The following is a 15,223-nucleotide window of genomic DNA, read 5'->3' on the forward strand; positions in this document are numbered from 1 at the left end:
TATTATTATTATAAATTAGACGCGTTTGATATTCAAAGCTAAGATATAAATAACCGCACAATACCCCATACTTAACGGAGGGTATAAGTGCGGCAAACACGTATTAAACCGAAAAGGAGACTCTATCATGATGACAGCATCAACAGAATATACCGTGGAAAATAACGAATTCAAGGGCAAACGCATATTGGTCACAGGCGGCACCAAAGGAATGGGCGAAGCGATTGTGAACCGCCTTTCACGGGCTGGAGGGACGGTTCTCACCACTGCCCGGTCCATCCCGGGCGATCCGCGATTGAAGGACAGGTTCATTCAGGCCGATCTCAGTACGGCGGAAGGCGTGGAGAAAGTGGTTGCGGAAGTCATGGACCGTCTTGGAGGCGTGGATATCCTTGTCAACAATATCGGCGGTTCGTCGGCGCCTGCAGGAGGAGCGCTTGCCCTGAGCGACGAGGAATGGCAGCGGGCTATCAACAATAATCTCTTCGCTGCTGTCCGTCTGGACAGAGGGCTGCTCCCCTCCATGATGGAGCAGGGGTACGGCGCTATTGTTCATATTACGTCCATCCAGCGCCGCCTGCCGCTCTATAATGCGACTCTGGCTTATGCTGCGGCCAAGGCAGCCTTGACCACATACAGCAAAGGCTTGTCCAACCAGGTTGCGCCTCATGGGATACGAGTCAATACCGTCGCTCCCGGATTTATTGAGACGACTTCCGCTGAGAGGCTGATCGAACGGATTGCCGAGGAAGCAGGTACTGACATTGCCGGCGCCAGGCAAACGCTGATGGACTCGCTTGGAGGCATTCCGCTGGGGCGCCCGGGCAGACCCGAGGAAGTGGCCGAACTGGTCGCTTTTCTGGTTTCCGACCGAGCCGCGTCCATTGTCGGCAGCGAGCATGTCATAGACGGCGGTACGATTCCCACGGTCTAACCGTTCAGAATGCTCAGACTCTATAATGAAAAGGAGACGAGGTATTATGCAGCCAAAACCTATTGACGCATTCATCCGGGCAACCCATGATGAAAGTATCAACGCTTTGCTTGACTGCTTCACGGAAAGCGCGGTTATTGCCGACGAGGGGCGGGAATTGAGCAAATCAATGAATGGAGCGATACCCATTATATCGGTGCGCGGGTTCGTCTGGATATCCTTGACGTCAGGCAAACCGGCCATGAAGTCGTATTAAATTGCAAGGTCGACGGGAATTTCCCGGGCGGACCTTTTCCGTTTAACTTTTATTTTACCTTGGATGGCGATAAAATCGCTTCATTAGCTATAAAGGAGAATTAAGGAATCCTCAAACCGCTCATCAGCCTGCACCTTTCATTCCATAAGGAATGAGAGGTGTTTTTTTGCTGGGCCCGGGCCATTTGGGGATAGGCAGTGTCCGGCCATACAGATTTTGCACATAACCGTCATAATGTTGGACAAAATAACAAAGCAGGAAGAAATATAGGTTAATTTCTGATTACTGGAAGGAGGCAGGAGCTTGCGAAATTGGAAGCAGCACTACCGATCTTATAAGAAAAAGTTAAACAATGATTCATCTTCCGCGGCTCCTGACCGCATCAAGGAAAAATATAAGGATCAGGAACCCGCAAAGCAGCTGGAAAAAAAGCTGGAAATGTTTCGGGAAGTTTTCGGCGAGAGCGACGATTTGGTCATCCGTGAATTCAGAATTTCCGGTCAGATCGATGCAGCTATCGTTTTTTTCTCAACGATGGTAGATACCGCTCTCATCAACGATGACATTATGAAACCGTTGATGAATCCGGCAGCAGACCGGCAAAACATCGATTTGCAGGGCCGTGATCTGATCAAGTTCGTCTGGAAAAATTATGTGTATGTCGCAGAGTGCTCCATGGAAGACACGATAGGCATCATGCTGGAAGGGGTCAATCTGGGAAATACACTGCTTTGCATCGACGGGTGCAGCGACGCGCTTCTGCTGGAGAGCAGGATGGTTGAGAAGAGAGCCATCGAGCAGCCGCAAACGGAGATGATGATCAGAGGGGCGCGGGAAGGCTATATTGAAGTGCTGGATACGAACCTGAATCTGCTCAGAGGACGGCTGCTGACCGTCGATATGCGGGTCAAGCTTGCCGCTACGGGCAACAGGGCGAAATCCCAGGTCGCTGTCTGTTATCTGGAAGGCGTAGCAGATCCCAAATTGGTCGAAGAAGCCATGAGCCGGTTGTCGAAGATCAGCATGGACGCTATTCTGGATGCCGGATATATCGAGCAGTTTATCGAGGATTATCCGCTGTCGCCGTTTCCGCAAATTCAAAATACGGAACGGCCCGATAAAACGGCCGCGGCTCTGCTGGAAGGGCGTGTAGCCATACTCGTGGACGGATCTCCTTTTGCGCTTATCGTTCCAGCCATATTCAGCCAATTTTATCAGACTTTAGATGATTATACAGAGCGTTTTCTAATGGGCACCCTGGTCAGGATGATCCGGCTTTTAGCCCTTATATTTTCGCTCGTTTTTCCGTCTCTCTATGTCGCCGTTATTTCTTATAATCCGGAGCTGCTGCCTACCGACTTTGCCGTCGCTGTCGCCGGCGGCCGGGCGGGAGTGCCTTTTCCAGCGGTCATTGAAGTGCTGCTGATCGAGCTTTCCATGGAAGTGCTGCGGGAAGCCACCATACGTCTTCCCCAGTTGATCGGCGGCGCCTTGTCCATCGTGGGCGTGCTGGTCGTGGGACAAGCAGCCGTATCTGCTGGATTTTCAAGTCCGATCACGATTGTTATCGTTGCGCTGACGACGATAGGGTCATTTGCCACGCCTGCCTACAATGCCGCGATTGCCCTGCGCATGCTGAGATTTCCTATACTCATTCTGGCAGGAACGTTCGGATTGTACGGCGTCATGGCAGGGCTGATCTTAATCATGAACCATCTTCTGTTCCTGGAATCGTTCGGTGTGCCTTATATGTATCCGATCGTTCCCGGGAATTGGCAGGCAATGAAGGATACGCTCATCAGGGGTCCTTTGTGGTGGATGAACAAACGTCCGAGCTACCTTCAACCAGGTGATCGGGACCGGCTGCCAAACGATCATGCCAAGGTAGCTGGCAGCCATGCCCTTCATTATATCGACAAGGAGGAGTCTGAGCATGAATAATGCCTACCCGGTCACGGTGATCCGGGCCTGCACCGTCATTATAAGCACCATTCTCGGAGTAGGCGTATTAACATTTCCGAATTTTGCAGCCAAAGCCGTGGATAGCGGTTCTCCCCTGTTAACGCTGGAAGCAATAGGAGTGGCAATGTTCAGTCTGGTTATCCTCGCATTGCTTGTCCGGAAGTTTCCCCGGGAAAATATTATTCAGTTCAGCGAACGCCTGATTGGCAAATGGCCGGCACGGTTTTTCAATTTGCTGCTTATTATTTTTTTCGTTATCTGTTCCGGTCTGTCTGCGAGGGACTTTGGAGAAGTGGTCATTGCCGTTCTGCTGCCCAAAACGCCGATCGAATTGTCCATCATCATCATGTTGATTGTGGTGGTCGCTTCTTCAAGGCGGAGCGTCGTGAAATTCTCGTTTATTCATTCCTTTTATTTGCCATTCATCATTATTGTTGCTTTGGTGATATTCCTGACATCGCTGAGAGATTACGATATGGTCAATCTGCTCCCGGTGATTGGCAATCATCCATCTGGCGTTCTGTACGCTGCCTTGTCGATCGCTTCCTTGTTTCAGTCCGCATTCGTATTGACCCTGCTTGTTCCCTATATGATCAGACCACGGAAAATCCTTGCATCTACGATATGGGGAGTGATTATATCCGGAATCGTGTATCTGATGATCATTATTACCACAATCGCTCTATTCGGTTCTGAGGAGACTAAACTTCTGGCATATCCGTCATTGGATGCTGCAAGATCTGCCGTTATTCCCGGCGGGGCATTCGAGAGATTGGATGATATATTCATTATCGGCTGGGTTGTTTCCGTGTACACCACGATATACTCCAATTACTATTTCTCTGTCATCGCAGCCAAAGACTTGTTCCGGATCCGCGATCACCGGCTGTTTGTTTCTTATCTAATCCCTATTGTGTTTGTGATCGCTATGATTCCGCATGATACGAGACAATTTTTTGTTTATGGAAATCTGGTATTTGTATACGGCATGATATTAACCACAGGATATCCCTTGCTGCTTCTGCTGCTGTCATTAATCCGCGGGGTAAAGGAGAGCAGCCAATGAGTAAAGCGGTTAAAGGCTGGCTGGTCCTGTGCCTTGTGCTGCCTGCCCTGTCCGTGCTTTTATCCGGATGCTGGGACAGGCTCGAGATCGAGAACCGGGCCTTGATTCTCGCCATGGCCATCGACGAGGCTTCCCCGGAGGACATGAAGGATGAGATGGTAACCCACTCCAAAGTTCCCCCGTCGCTCAAAGACAAAATGATCCGCATAACGGCGCAGATTGCCGTGCCCGGCAGAGTGCCGCTCGGCCCTGGCGGAGACTCCGGCGGAGGAGAAGGTTCATTCAGTCTTCCTGTTTGGGTCGTCAAAGTGGTCGGTTATACCATAGATGATGCGCTGGACAACCTGCAGCAGCAGATTGCCGATCCCCGAACCTTGATTCATCTTCGCATCGTCGTGATAAGCGAGGCCATTGCCAGGAGAGGCCTCCGGGATCTAAACGATTATTTCCGGCGGGAAACACAGGTGCGCCGCACGACCTGGCTGCTCGTATCTGACGTGGAGGCATCCCGTCTAATGGATGTAGCGCCGCCTCTGGAGCGGGTCCCGGCCTTATATTTGCTGGCCATGATCGAGAAATCGCATCAAATGGGCAAGTTCCCGACTGATTATATTGGAAAATTCTGGAGCGCCGAATCGAAGCTGGGGCAGGACGGCTATCTTCCCTATGTGTCCATACGGCAAAAGGAAAATATTTTGCTCAAAGGCATGGCTTATTTTAATGAGGACAAGATGGTCGGTTACACAACACCGATCCAGATTGGTGTCTATATGGGCATCATGGGCTTAAATCCGGGAGGCTACTCTGCGCTGTTTGATGTGCCTGGTGTCGGCGTCGTTATGGTGAACACATTGAAACGCTCTTCCCGGGTTAAAGTGAAAATTATCGACGGCATACCTCATGCGGAAATCGATATACAGCTTGAAGCAACCATGAAGGAGAAAATCGGAGAAGCGGGTTCCTTCGACAGCCAGGCAAAACTTCATGAGGTGGAACGGGTTTTTGAGCAGGAGGTTAAAAAAAACGCCATACAACTGATTAAGGAGACCCAGTTGAAAAAATCGGATGTGTTCGGTTTCGGCGAGAAGATCCGCGCCCATGAACGCTCCTTCTGGAACCGGAATATCAAAAGCGAGAAGGACTGGGAGAACCTGTACGCCAAGCTTACGGCTGATGTCCATGTCCACGTCGATCTGCGGAGATTTGGATTAGTTGCACAAAATAAATCAGAATAGGGGCTGCGACATGCTGAACATCCATCATGCTGCCTATTTCGTCAGTTTGTTTTTGATTTCGGGAATATTCATGCTTGGTGTGGATCGGAAGATTTATCAATCGGACGGCTTGGCGAGAGAACAGCTGATATCCCGCGTAATGGGGTGGTCCAATCTGATCGTCGCTGCCCTGGTGCTTCTTGGTTATCTGATTTATTATTTAACCCGCTAAGGGTACGCGGTATTACACGAACTGAACGAGGTCTTCCATCGGCCGTCTCGATTTGGCGCGCCCCGGTTCTCTGGACCGATAGCCGAACGCCGTCATCACGCTCAAGCCGAATTCGTCGTTTCCGAGCAGCTCTTTTTTGTCGAGCAGCTCGTTGACGGCATCCATATCAAAGCCTTCGATCGGACATGAATCGACGCCGATATGCGCCGCCGCCGTCATCATATTGCCCATCGCCAAGTATGTTTGCTTCGAAGACCAGTCCAGCAGCGCCCGCTCGGAATCCAGATGAAGGTCTTCGTAGAATTGCGCGTAGGCTTGCTGCATGCTTTTATAAACTTCTATAGGCATACCCTTTACTTGGGTTTGCTGTTCCAAGACGTAAGATGAATCATGAGTAAGCCCTTTTCTGGCCAAAATAATAACGAAGTGGCTCGACGTAGGCAGCGACCGCATTGCCCCGGATACGAGCGGTGCGAGTTCCCGTCTGAATTCCGGACTTTGCACGACGACGAATTTCCAAGGTTCATTGCCTCCCGAGCTCGGAGAAAGACGTCCTGCCTCGAGAATGAAGCGGAAATCCCCATCGGATATTTTCTTCGTCGGATCGAATTCTTTGGTTGCATGCCTGAAATAAAATGTGGACAATAACTCCGTTTTTTTTGCCTCGATATCCATCTGTTAAAATTCATCTCCCGTGAGTCGATTTTGGTTGTTAGGCTTCTTGAATGGATGATACAACGAGCAGGAGGCCATTTATCGGGATGAAGTCCGCTTCTCCGACTTTATACATTTGCGTTACGATGATCGATGTCAGTCCCAGCGGCAGGAATGCCAAACCGACAGCTAAAGACGAATAGCCCAGCTCGTGGAAGTATAAGGTCGAGAAATACATGAATCCGGTCGTATAGGAAAACATCAAGAACCCGATAATATTGGAAGTAAAAAGCGAACGAAACTTGAACAAACGAAGCGGCAGCAACGGATTTTTAGTATAGCTTTCAATTAAAATAAACACGGCTAATACCAATATCCCGATTATCAACATGATGATTTTCGCCGCCGGCCAGCTACCGTCGACATCCGGCATGGAAATGCCGTAGACCAAAACGAAAATACCCGTCAATACGAAAATCAATCCGAGCCAATCGACGGATTGTTTCTCCGCTTTGGCCGACGGGCTAACTTTAATGAACAACAATCCGATGATGAGCAATAATCCCAGCGGAACGTTCAGATAGAACAACATGATTTCCAGCCCGCGGAATCCGTCAGCAGACCGCCGACGATCGATCCGGCAGCCGCCCCGCCGGACCCTAAGGCGCCGAATATTCCCAATGCTTTGTTGCGCTGCGGTCCGGCCGCGAAATTATAGCTGATGAGCGACATCGCCGCGGGATGGAGAGAGCCGCCCCGATTCCCTTGCACGGCTCTGCTGGATATCAGCCAGACCGGATTCATCGCCAAGGCGCCTGCCAACGAAGCGAGCGCGAAGACGGTTAAACCGAGCATTAATACGCGTTTTCTTCCAAGCAAGTCGCTCGCTCGTCCCCCGATCATCAGGAAGCAAGCAAACGTGAGGACATAAGAAGTCACGATCCATTGCAAATCGTTAGTCTGCATGTGAAACGCCGTTTGAATGGATGGCAGCGCGACTACGACCGTCGTACTGTTCATGACCTCGATAAATTGGGCAAAACAGACAATAATAAGCAAGAACATAGTCTGTAATATAAAATGAGTACACGACAAGTCCTTCGTTCTTCGATTACGGAAATGACCAAATTTTCCTGGTGCTTCCAGTGACATTTCGAACGTTATTTACTATACTGCAATTCCAATCACTGACTTTATTTTTCAGTCTAATTATTATAAAAATGAATGCGAGTTGATAAAATTGGAAAAAAACGAATGCGAGTCGATAAAATCGGAAATGTCGAAGTTCGATATTAATTGCGTTGAATCGATTTCCGAAGTTTTACAATTTTTTTCGGGAAAATGGACCTTTTTAGTCATAACAGAGCTTTTAAAGGAGCCTCAGCGTTTTAATCAATTACGAAGAAATTTAGGCAACTTGAATACAAAAGGTTTAACCGATACTTTACGAAATCTGGAAGAACATCAAATTATTAATCGTCAAGTATTTCCTACCGTTCCAGTAACAGTCGAATATTCGATTACCGAAAAGGGAAAAGCTTTTTCGGAAGTTTTTCTAGAAATAAATCGCTGGAAAAAGGAATGGGATTCTCCTGTTCAATAATAGGGAAGCGGCTTGCAATCCTGTTCCTACATATCTGAATGACCTCTTCTCGTTTATGATGGCGACCGAAGATTCGATTGCCTTGGAGTCCACTATATCAGGGATCAAACTTTTTCATAAGGACGCGATTTTTTTATATATGCTTTATAAAAGTAAAGTCATGCTCCTGGCCTCAAACCGTATAAAGTTGTTGAACCGAAACAGAAGAACGGCCGTCAAAAAAACGCCTATTCCACGAAAGGAATGGCGTTTTTCTTTTCGTACTGATGATTAGGTGCCAATGAATTTGTAGATCCTCCATTGGTAGGAAATAACAATCATACGGAGTTGGCATAATATGCGTGACTTTACTTTTCTACAGCATATTTAAAAAAATAGCCTTCTTCTGGGAGGGAATCATACCTGCTATAGTGGACACCGAGGCCATTCGAACCTCAATATAACGTATTGAAAAGAGGTTGTTCAAATATGCAGGTACAGTCTAACAATCCCGTTTGGCTTATTACGGGTACTTCGAGCGGCGTTGGAAGGGTTTTGGCGGAGGCCGTTCTGAATCATGGCCATCGCGTCGTGATGACGGCCCGGAATCCCGAATTTCTTAAGGAGCTTGCGGATCGTTTTCCGAATACAGCCCATGTCGCTGCACTTGATGTTACCAACTCTAAACAGGTCCTGGAAGTCGTTGAGGAAGCAGAGAAAAAATACGGGAAGATCGATGTTCTCGTAAACAATGCAGGGATCGGATACAGCTCCGCTATCGAAGAGGGAGAAGACGATGCTATTCGGTCCGTATTCGAAACGAACTTTTTCGGAGTTGCTTCGATCATACGCGCCGTCCTCCCGGGGATGCGCGAAAGAAAACAAGGAACGATCGTGAACGTCTCTTCTCTCAACGGAGTAGTCGCTATGCCGTCGCTTGGCTATTACAGCGCAAGTAAGCACGCTCTTGTAGGATTGACGGAAGCGCTCTGGCAAGAAGTAGAGCCACTTGGTATTAAGGTTTTACTTTTAGAACCAGGTGGAATGAAAACCGGAATCATGCAAAAAAATCGTCAAAGCGTCCGAAATCCGGCGTATGACAAAACATCCGGCGCCGTGAAGGATTTGTTGGAAAAACAAGGGGAATCATTTTTGACTGGCGATCCAGAGCGAATAGCGCAGGTGATAATCAAGCTGGTCGAGCAGGAGGACAAGCCTCATCGGCTTATCCTGGGCAATGCTGCCTATGAACAGCTCGTGCAGAAGCTCGATGCAATGAAGGCCGAGTACAGCGCATGGGAAAGTATATCTCGCAGTACGGACTTCCCAACCAACTAACGCAGAACGAACCAGGCTGCCGGCAAGATCGGCGGCCTGTTCAATTAGGTCAGGCAAAAACTTCATGAGGTGGAACGGGTATTCGAGCAGAAGGTAAAAGAAAGCGCCATACAGCATGTGAAAGATGTCATTTATCGACTATACTGGTCCTGTGGTCCATAACGGATGATTGCGATTGCATGGTCGCATGATCAAGCTAGGAGGGCTTTAGGATGTCGGAACGGTTTCAGGCACTGCTTGTGGAGTATGAGGCAGCCTTCACAGTCGCGGTAAAGCAGGTATCAATAGAGGATTTGCCTCCAGGGGATGTTCTGATCAGGGTATCTTATTCCAGTGTGAATTATAAAGACGGCCTTGCCGGTACCCCGGATGGAAAAGTCGTAAAATCGTATCCTTTTATTCCCGGCATTGATTTGGCTGGGCATGTTGTGTCCTCTGGTGATGAGAGGTTTCATGAGGGACAGCCTGTGCTGGCAACCGGTTACGGGATCGGCGTTTCCCATTATGGCGGATTCAGCGAATACGCGCGTATCCCGGCAGAATGGGCCGTTCCGCTGCCGGAGGGCCTTTCTTTACGGGAGGCCATGATCTATGGGACCGCCGGCTTCACAGCGGCGTTATCCATTCAGCGGCTGGAGGAGAATGGCATGTCCCCGGAGAAGGGCAAGGTGCTGGTAACCGGCGCGACCGGCGGAGTCGGCGGCTCGGCTATTGCCATGCTGAGCGCTTTGGGCTATCAGGTTGCCGCAAGCTCCGGCAAGACTGCCGAGACGGATTATTTGAAATCCATTGGCGCAAGCGAGGTTATTCACAGGGATGCGGTGTACAGCGGAGGCAGCATCAAGCCGATGGACAAGCAGCTGTGGCAGGCTGCCGTAGACCCGGTGGGGGGAAGTTCGCTGGCCGCTGTTTTGAGCCATATTGCTTACGGTGGTTCGGTCGCCGCTAGCGGACTGACGGGAGGGACGGCTGTTCCGACCACTGTGCTCCCTTTTATTCTGCGGGGCGTGAATTTGCTCGGAATAGATTCGGTATTGTGCCCCGCGGACATTCGTGAGAAGCTCTGGGAGCGGATGGGGACGGATTTGAAGCCCGCCGTGCTCGAGCAGCTCGTGGACCGGGAAATAACGCTGAACGAGCTGCCTCAAGCGCTGACGGATATTCTGAAATCGCAAACCAGGGGAAGGGTGCTCGTTCGGATATCCTGATGCCTGGCTGTTCCTAAACTCATTTACAAACGAAATCCGTCATGAATCCGGAAGAATGCCGCTTTGCTCGTGAAGTGGCGTCTTTCGGATTTTTTGCTGTCCGCGGAGAATCCACCCCGGGCTTCCCTTATTCCTGAGCATTTGAGTTTGGATACAATTTGTACATAAATCGGAGAAGTTATTTTAACATCTATGTTTTACATTTAGCAGGTCGCAAGAGAAAGCCTTGATCTGGACAAGGAGGAGAGGGGCGTATGAACATAAAAGGATTATGGATCGTAAGCTGCCTTGTTCTATTCATTCCAGCTGCCTGCAGCAGCGGAAATTCCGGTATAGAGGGGCCAACTCCGCCTCAGGGAACGGGGACACTGACGGTTGTGAGCGAACAGACGAAGCGGGAAGCGGACGATCCGTCAATGGCGGAGCACAGTGGAAAGGCGAAGCTTGTGATCTCAACCTACAGCCGGAATGAGCAGATCCAAACAGCCGTGAAGAAATATGAAGCGCTCCATCCCAATATCGAGATTGATCTGCAGGTCGCCCAAACCGATGTCAATGATCCCGATAAGCAGCTGGCAGATCAAGAGAAATTCGTTGCCGCTGCGAACACGGCCATGCTTGCCGGCAAAGGACCTGACCTGATTGAAATGGATTCGCTGCCCACAGAGAAATATGTGAACCGGAACCTACTGGTGAATCTGAGCGACTTGATGCAGCAGGATCCAACGTTCAAGAAGGAAGACTATTTCACCAATATCCTCGATAACTCGCAGATTAATGGAGGGCTTTACGCCATGCCGTTATCTTTCTATCTCAGCGGATTGATCGGGGATGAGGGCGCGCTGGTGAAGGCCGGCGAGCAGGTGAACGACCAGAACTGGTCATGGAGCGAATTTGCCGAAATGGCGAAGCAATTATCCCAAAAAGGCGGGTATGAGCATGCATTCGGCAGTTCCCACGATTATATGCTGACCGAGATGGTTTCCGAGAACTACGGTCTGTTCGTGGATGAAGCGAATGGCCGGGCGAGCTTCGATTCGGCATCGTTTACCGGATTGATGAAGCAGGTCAAGGCCATGTTCGACGAAGGCGTGGTCTATGATGCGCTTGCCGGCGGCCGTAAAAATAGTAAAAAAACATACTTCGAAGAAGCTCAGATTCAGTCACCGGTGGATTATCTGTACGTATTGGAGGCCTATGCCTCACAGGCGAAGTTTTATACCAAGCCGCATGCGCAGGAAATGGGAGATGGAGGCTATTTTGGGGCCCGCCAGACTCTCGGTATCAGCGGAAGCTCGCCCGTCAAGAAGGAAGCCTGGGATTTCATCCATTTCCTCTTGTCCGAGGAGGCCAATTCGATTTCCGGCAATGCCTCGGGCAGCAGTGGTTTCCCCATCAACAAAAGCGCATACGACAAACAAATCAAGCAGCTTCGGGACGAGGGGATTCAAGCCTACAACAATGGCCCGGCGAAAAGTTCTGCGATCAAGCCCGACAGCACGATGGTTGATCAGCTTGATGAGTTGAAAGCCAGTGTGACGGAGGCGGTTCACTCCCTTGGCAAACCATCCAGGATCGATGAGATTGTCACAGAAGAATGCCAAGCCTTCTTCAGCGGTCAGAAGCCGGCGGAGGATGTCGCCAAGCTGATTCAGCACAAGGTTATGCTGTATCTGAATGAATAAGCTGCATGCTGCAACATGTACAATAAGGAGGAAAGCTACACTATGAAGAAAGCGAGCATCAAGAAGTTCATCACTGCTGCCAGCGCGGCTGCGGTGTCGGATGGGGAGCCCGATGAATAGGCTTCGGCTTCCCCGTTTGCTGCGCAGGGACGGGATGGCCGCGCTTCTGTTTCTGGCTCCCAGCCTGGCCGGGTTTGCCGTATTCTTCGTGATCCCGTTCGCCATTGGCATCTATTATTCGTTCACAGATCAGACGATCGGCGGTTCTTTTGTCGGCTTCGACAACTACAAAGAGCTGCTCGCCAGCGGCTCGTTCCGTAAAGCGGCGGGCAATACGCTTCTATTCACCGGCGTGAGCGTTCCGCTTCTCCTCGCGCTGTCCCTGATTCTGGCTGTGCTGCTCAATCAGCGCGTCTGGCTGCGCAACTGGCTCCAGACCGCCTTTATTCTGCCGCTGGTTGTGCCGGTTGCGTCCGTCGTTATGATCTGGCAGATCCTCTTCGATTGGAACGGCAGCCTGAATGCCTGGATGAACGGTCTTCACTTAGGACGGATCGATTGGCTGAAATCGGACGGGTCCATGGTGGTGCTGGTGATTATGTATATCTGGAAAAATATCGGCTACGATATGATCCTGTTTCTGGCCGGGCTGCAGTCGATCCCGCAGGATTACTACGAGACCGCCCGCATTGAAGGGGCAGGCAAGCTGCGGCAGCTGTTTCATATTACGCTCGTTTATTTGACGCCGACCCTGTTCTTCGTATTATTAATCTCGATTATCAATTCCTTCAAGGTGTTCCGGGAGACCTACCTGCTCGCAGGCGATTATCCCTACGACCGCATCTATATGCTGCAGCATTATATGAACAATATGTTTTTTACACTGGATATCCAGCGCCTGACCGCAGCAGCCGCGCTCATGGTGGGATGCATCGTCCTGCTGGTGACGGTGCTGCTCTCGGTAGAGCGCCGATTCCGGGAATTTATGGAGTAGATGAGGGAGGGCCTATGATAAAACCACGATGGCTGCCCCGTTTGGCGCTGACTCTCCTGCTTGGGATCATAGCCGTGGCAACGGTGGCGCCGATCCTTCTTACCTTTACAAATTCACTCATGACCGAGCAGGAGATCGGCCGGAATTATGATTTAATCGGCAAGATGTTGGACGCGGCGGCAGGAGGGAAGGACCTCTTCGTGAATCTGAAGATCCTTCCGGATTGGCTTTCGTTCGAGCAGTACTCGCAGGTGCTGATCCAGAATCCGAAGTTTATGAAAATGTTCTGGAATTCGGCAGGAATGGTCGTGCCGATTATCGCCGGCCAAACGGTAATCGCATCTCTGGCGGCCTATGCCTTCGCCAAGCTGCGCTTCAAGGGAAGGGACAAGCTGTTTCTGGTCTATCTGATGACGATGCTCATGCCGTTTCAGGTCACGCTGGTTCCGAATTATATGGTGGTGGAGAAGCTGGGATTATTGAATACGACAGCTGCGATAATACTGCCGGGAATATTCAGCGCATTCGGGGTATTCATGCTGCGCCAGTTTATGACGCATATTCCGTTTTCCTACATGGAAGCGGCCAAAATGGACGGAGCCGGGCATCTGATCATCTTCATCCGGATTATTCTTCCGCTTGTTCAGCCGGGACTTGCCGCATTGACGGTTCTCCTGTTTGTCGATTACTGGAATATGGTCGAGCAGCCGATCATATTTCTGCAGGATTTGGATAAGCAGCCGCTATCGCTGTATCTGGCGCAGATTAACCAGAATGCGCGGGGTGTCGGATTCGCAGCATCCGTGCTGTATATGACGCCGATGGTTCTGTTGTTCCTGTATGCTGAATCCTATTTTATTCAAGGCGTGCAGCTGTCGGGAGTTAAAGGATAGAAGGTTGGATCAAGATTTCCGTGGAGAGCCTTAGGAGTGATGAAAGTGGACAATCAGACTGACGAACAAAAGCTTGCGGCACGCAAACGCAGGATCCGGTTGATCGCCATACTGTTTTTCGGCATGCTCATTGCCGTTACCCTGTACAGCAACACGCTGCTGAACCTGACGCTGCCCAAGGTGATAACCGGACAGGCTGCGGCGGGAAATCTGGCCCATACGTATCAGGGCAATGCAACCGTCCGGCCTGTACAGGAGGCTGACCTGCAGAACCCGGCGGGCTGGAAAGTAAGTAAGGTGCTGGTGAAGGAAGGCGATGCGGTTCATAAAGGCCAGGCGCTCGTCAACTATGACAGCAGCGATGCCCAGAGCCAGCTTGAGGATTCGCAGGCCGCCATGAAGAAGCTGAAGCTATCCGTCAGCATCCTGCAGTTTAACTATATTCAGGCTGCTCAAAGTGAAGATCAGGCGGCCAAGCTGAACGCTCAAAACGCCCTGGAGAGCGCCCAAATCGATATCGCTGCACAGGAGCAGCATCTGGAAGCGCTGCAGAAGACCATAGGGGAAAATCAGCAGCTGCTCGCGCCATTCGACGGGATCGTAACTCATGTCAACGCCATGGAAGGCCTGTCCGGGTCTCCTGCAGGTCCGGATATCCAGCTCTCCAACACCGGTCTTGGCTTCCAATTCGAACTGCAGGTGCCCGCTGGTATTGCATCCGGGCTCAAGCTTGGAGATAAGCTTGAGGCGAAGCTCTCTGAAGATGACAACCGGGCCATCCAGGGCAGTATCGCGGAAATTAAAGACACCGTCGTGCCGGATAATGGCGGCCAGGACGCTTCCGGAGAAACGCAGACGCCCGCTGTGGCAAACCAGCTCGTGATCAAGGTTCAGGACAAGTCTCTTCATGGAGGCGAGCGGATTCAGGTTGATATTTCACAATCCAGCCAGGATGATGATTCGCAGCTCGTTCCAAGCCAGGCCATCCGGGAGGACAGCTCGGGAGCGTATGTCTATGTGGTTGAAGAACGGCAGGGGCCGCTCGGGAACGCTTTTTACGCAGCGCGCAGGTCCGTCAAGGTCACCGATTCCAATGAATTTCAAACCGCTGTGAGCGGGTTGTTCGACCAGGAGCAAATCATTATTGAGAGCAGCGAGCCGATTCAGGAAGGCAGCAGGGTGAGATTGTAGGAAGCCGGCAGGCG

16 protein-coding genes are annotated in these 15,223 nt (G+C 50.7%); 13 read left to right on the plus strand and 3 right to left on the minus strand.

Annotated elements, in window-relative coordinates:
* Window positions 1–130 precede the first annotated feature (130 nt).
* From AC0YNV_RS04255 to AC0YNV_RS04280, 6 genes are all read left to right on the plus strand, one after another.
* A complete protein-coding gene (locus tag AC0YNV_RS04255) occupies window positions 131–934 on the plus strand; it encodes an SDR family oxidoreductase (RefSeq protein WP_475767294.1) in 804 nt (267 codons plus the stop codon).
* 46 nt (window positions 935–980) lie between these two features.
* A complete protein-coding gene (locus AC0YNV_RS04260; RefSeq protein WP_475766107.1) occupies window positions 981–1,190 on the plus strand; it encodes a hypothetical protein in 210 nt (69 codons plus the stop codon).
* Window positions 1,191–1,493: 303 nt separating this feature from the next.
* Window positions 1,494–3,131 carry a spore germination protein gene (locus AC0YNV_RS04265; RefSeq protein ID WP_475766109.1) on the plus strand — a complete coding sequence of 546 codons (1,638 nt, stop codon included), beginning with the start codon at window positions 1,494–1,496 and terminating at the stop codon, window positions 3,129–3,131.
* The gene (locus tag AC0YNV_RS04270) at window positions 3,124–4,218 is read left to right on the plus strand and encodes a GerAB/ArcD/ProY family transporter (RefSeq protein WP_475766111.1); all 1,095 of its coding nucleotides are present in this window, start codon (window positions 3,124–3,126) and stop codon (window positions 4,216–4,218) included. The genes AC0YNV_RS04265 and AC0YNV_RS04270 overlap by 8 nt, the downstream gene beginning before the upstream one ends.
* Window positions 4,215–5,453: a Ger(x)C family spore germination protein gene (locus tag AC0YNV_RS04275; protein ID WP_475766113.1), complete on the plus strand. Its 1,239-nt coding sequence runs from the start codon at window positions 4,215–4,217 to the stop codon at window positions 5,451–5,453. The genes AC0YNV_RS04270 and AC0YNV_RS04275 overlap by 4 nt, the downstream gene beginning before the upstream one ends.
* Before the next feature lie 10 nt (window positions 5,454–5,463).
* Window positions 5,464–5,664, plus strand: coding sequence for a CLC_0170 family protein (locus tag AC0YNV_RS04280; RefSeq protein ID WP_475766115.1), 201 nt, complete (start codon window positions 5,464–5,466; stop codon window positions 5,662–5,664).
* 12 nt (window positions 5,665–5,676) lie between these two features.
* On the opposite strand, the gene AC0YNV_RS04285 is transcribed toward AC0YNV_RS04280, so the two are convergent.
* Genes AC0YNV_RS04285 through AC0YNV_RS04295 form a run of 3 tightly spaced genes read right to left on the minus strand, consistent with a single transcriptional unit; the run spans window position 5,677 to window position 7,338 of the window.
* Window positions 5,677–6,339 carry an NAD(P)H-dependent oxidoreductase gene (locus tag AC0YNV_RS04285; protein WP_475766117.1) on the minus strand — a complete coding sequence of 221 codons (663 nt, stop codon included), beginning with the start codon at window positions 6,337–6,339 and terminating at the stop codon, window positions 5,677–5,679.
* A gap of 37 nt (window positions 6,340–6,376) precedes the next feature.
* A complete protein-coding gene (locus tag AC0YNV_RS04290) occupies window positions 6,377–6,910 on the minus strand; it encodes an efflux MFS transporter permease (RefSeq protein ID WP_475766119.1) in 534 nt (177 codons plus the stop codon).
* Window positions 6,895–7,338 (minus strand): MFS transporter, encoded by a 444-nt coding sequence (locus tag AC0YNV_RS04295; RefSeq protein ID WP_475766121.1) that lies wholly within the window; start codon window positions 7,336–7,338, stop codon window positions 6,895–6,897. The genes AC0YNV_RS04290 and AC0YNV_RS04295 overlap by 16 nt, the downstream gene beginning before the upstream one ends.
* A 220-nt stretch (window positions 7,339–7,558) precedes the next feature.
* Here AC0YNV_RS04295 and AC0YNV_RS04300 point away from each other — a divergent pair, with 220 nt between their 5' ends.
* The 7 genes from AC0YNV_RS04300 (at window position 7,559) to AC0YNV_RS04330 (ending at window position 15,209) form a co-directional block, all read left to right on the plus strand.
* Entirely contained in the window at window positions 7,559–7,921 is a 363-nt protein-coding gene (locus AC0YNV_RS04300; RefSeq protein ID WP_475766123.1) for a winged helix-turn-helix transcriptional regulator, read from the plus strand.
* Between the two features lie 468 nt (window positions 7,922–8,389).
* The gene (locus AC0YNV_RS04305) at window positions 8,390–9,238 is read left to right on the plus strand and encodes an oxidoreductase (protein WP_475766125.1); all 849 of its coding nucleotides are present in this window, start codon (window positions 8,390–8,392) and stop codon (window positions 9,236–9,238) included.
* Window positions 9,239–9,450: 212 nt separating this feature from the next.
* Window positions 9,451–10,446 carry an acrylyl-CoA reductase family protein gene (locus AC0YNV_RS04310; protein WP_475766127.1) on the plus strand — a complete coding sequence of 332 codons (996 nt, stop codon included), beginning with the start codon at window positions 9,451–9,453 and terminating at the stop codon, window positions 10,444–10,446.
* Between the two features lie 254 nt (window positions 10,447–10,700).
* Window positions 10,701–12,131, plus strand: coding sequence for an ABC transporter substrate-binding protein (locus AC0YNV_RS04315; protein ID WP_475766129.1), 1,431 nt, complete (start codon window positions 10,701–10,703; stop codon window positions 12,129–12,131).
* Window positions 12,132–12,243: 112 nt separating this feature from the next.
* Window positions 12,244–13,125, plus strand: coding sequence for a carbohydrate ABC transporter permease (locus tag AC0YNV_RS04320; RefSeq protein WP_475766131.1), 882 nt, complete (start codon window positions 12,244–12,246; stop codon window positions 13,123–13,125).
* Between the two features lie 14 nt (window positions 13,126–13,139).
* A complete protein-coding gene (locus AC0YNV_RS04325; protein WP_475766133.1) occupies window positions 13,140–14,018 on the plus strand; it encodes a carbohydrate ABC transporter permease in 879 nt (292 codons plus the stop codon).
* 45 nt (window positions 14,019–14,063) lie between these two features.
* Entirely contained in the window at window positions 14,064–15,209 is a 1,146-nt protein-coding gene (locus tag AC0YNV_RS04330; RefSeq protein WP_475766135.1) for an efflux RND transporter periplasmic adaptor subunit, read from the plus strand.
* Window positions 15,210–15,223 lie beyond the last annotated feature (14 nt).

The sequence above is a fragment of the Paenibacillus sp. JT31N11 genome (genome assembly GCF_056269285.1).

Bases quoted from the DNA above. Each gene is read 5' to 3' on its own strand.
- AC0YNV_RS04305 (WP_475766125.1), top strand. From the start codon at position 8,390: ATGCAGGTACAGTCTAACAATCCCGTTTGGCTTATTACGGGTACTTCG.
- AC0YNV_RS04285 (WP_475766117.1), bottom strand. From the start codon at position 6,339: ATGGATATCGAGGCAAAAAAAACGGAGTTATTGTCCACATTTTATTTC.
- AC0YNV_RS04325 (WP_475766133.1), top strand. From the start codon at position 13,140: ATGATAAAACCACGATGGCTGCCCCGTTTGGCGCTGACTCTCCTGCTT.
- AC0YNV_RS04290 (WP_475766119.1), bottom strand. From the start codon at position 6,910: ATGTTGTTCTATCTGAACGTTCCGCTGGGATTATTGCTCATCATCGGA.
- AC0YNV_RS04260 (WP_475766107.1), top strand. From the start codon at position 981: ATGCAGCCAAAACCTATTGACGCATTCATCCGGGCAACCCATGATGAA.
- AC0YNV_RS04320 (WP_475766131.1), top strand. From the start codon at position 12,244: ATGAATAGGCTTCGGCTTCCCCGTTTGCTGCGCAGGGACGGGATGGCC.
- AC0YNV_RS04275 (WP_475766113.1), top strand. From the start codon at position 4,215: ATGAGTAAAGCGGTTAAAGGCTGGCTGGTCCTGTGCCTTGTGCTGCCT.
- AC0YNV_RS04280 (WP_475766115.1), top strand. From the start codon at position 5,464: ATGCTGAACATCCATCATGCTGCCTATTTCGTCAGTTTGTTTTTGATT.
- AC0YNV_RS04255 (WP_475767294.1), top strand. From the start codon at position 131: ATGACAGCATCAACAGAATATACCGTGGAAAATAACGAATTCAAGGGC.
- AC0YNV_RS04295 (WP_475766121.1), bottom strand. From the start codon at position 7,338: ATGAACAGTACGACGGTCGTAGTCGCGCTGCCATCCATTCAAACGGCG.
- AC0YNV_RS04310 (WP_475766127.1), top strand. From the start codon at position 9,451: ATGTCGGAACGGTTTCAGGCACTGCTTGTGGAGTATGAGGCAGCCTTC.
- AC0YNV_RS04270 (WP_475766111.1), top strand. From the start codon at position 3,124: ATGAATAATGCCTACCCGGTCACGGTGATCCGGGCCTGCACCGTCATT.
- AC0YNV_RS04315 (WP_475766129.1), top strand. From the start codon at position 10,701: ATGAACATAAAAGGATTATGGATCGTAAGCTGCCTTGTTCTATTCATT.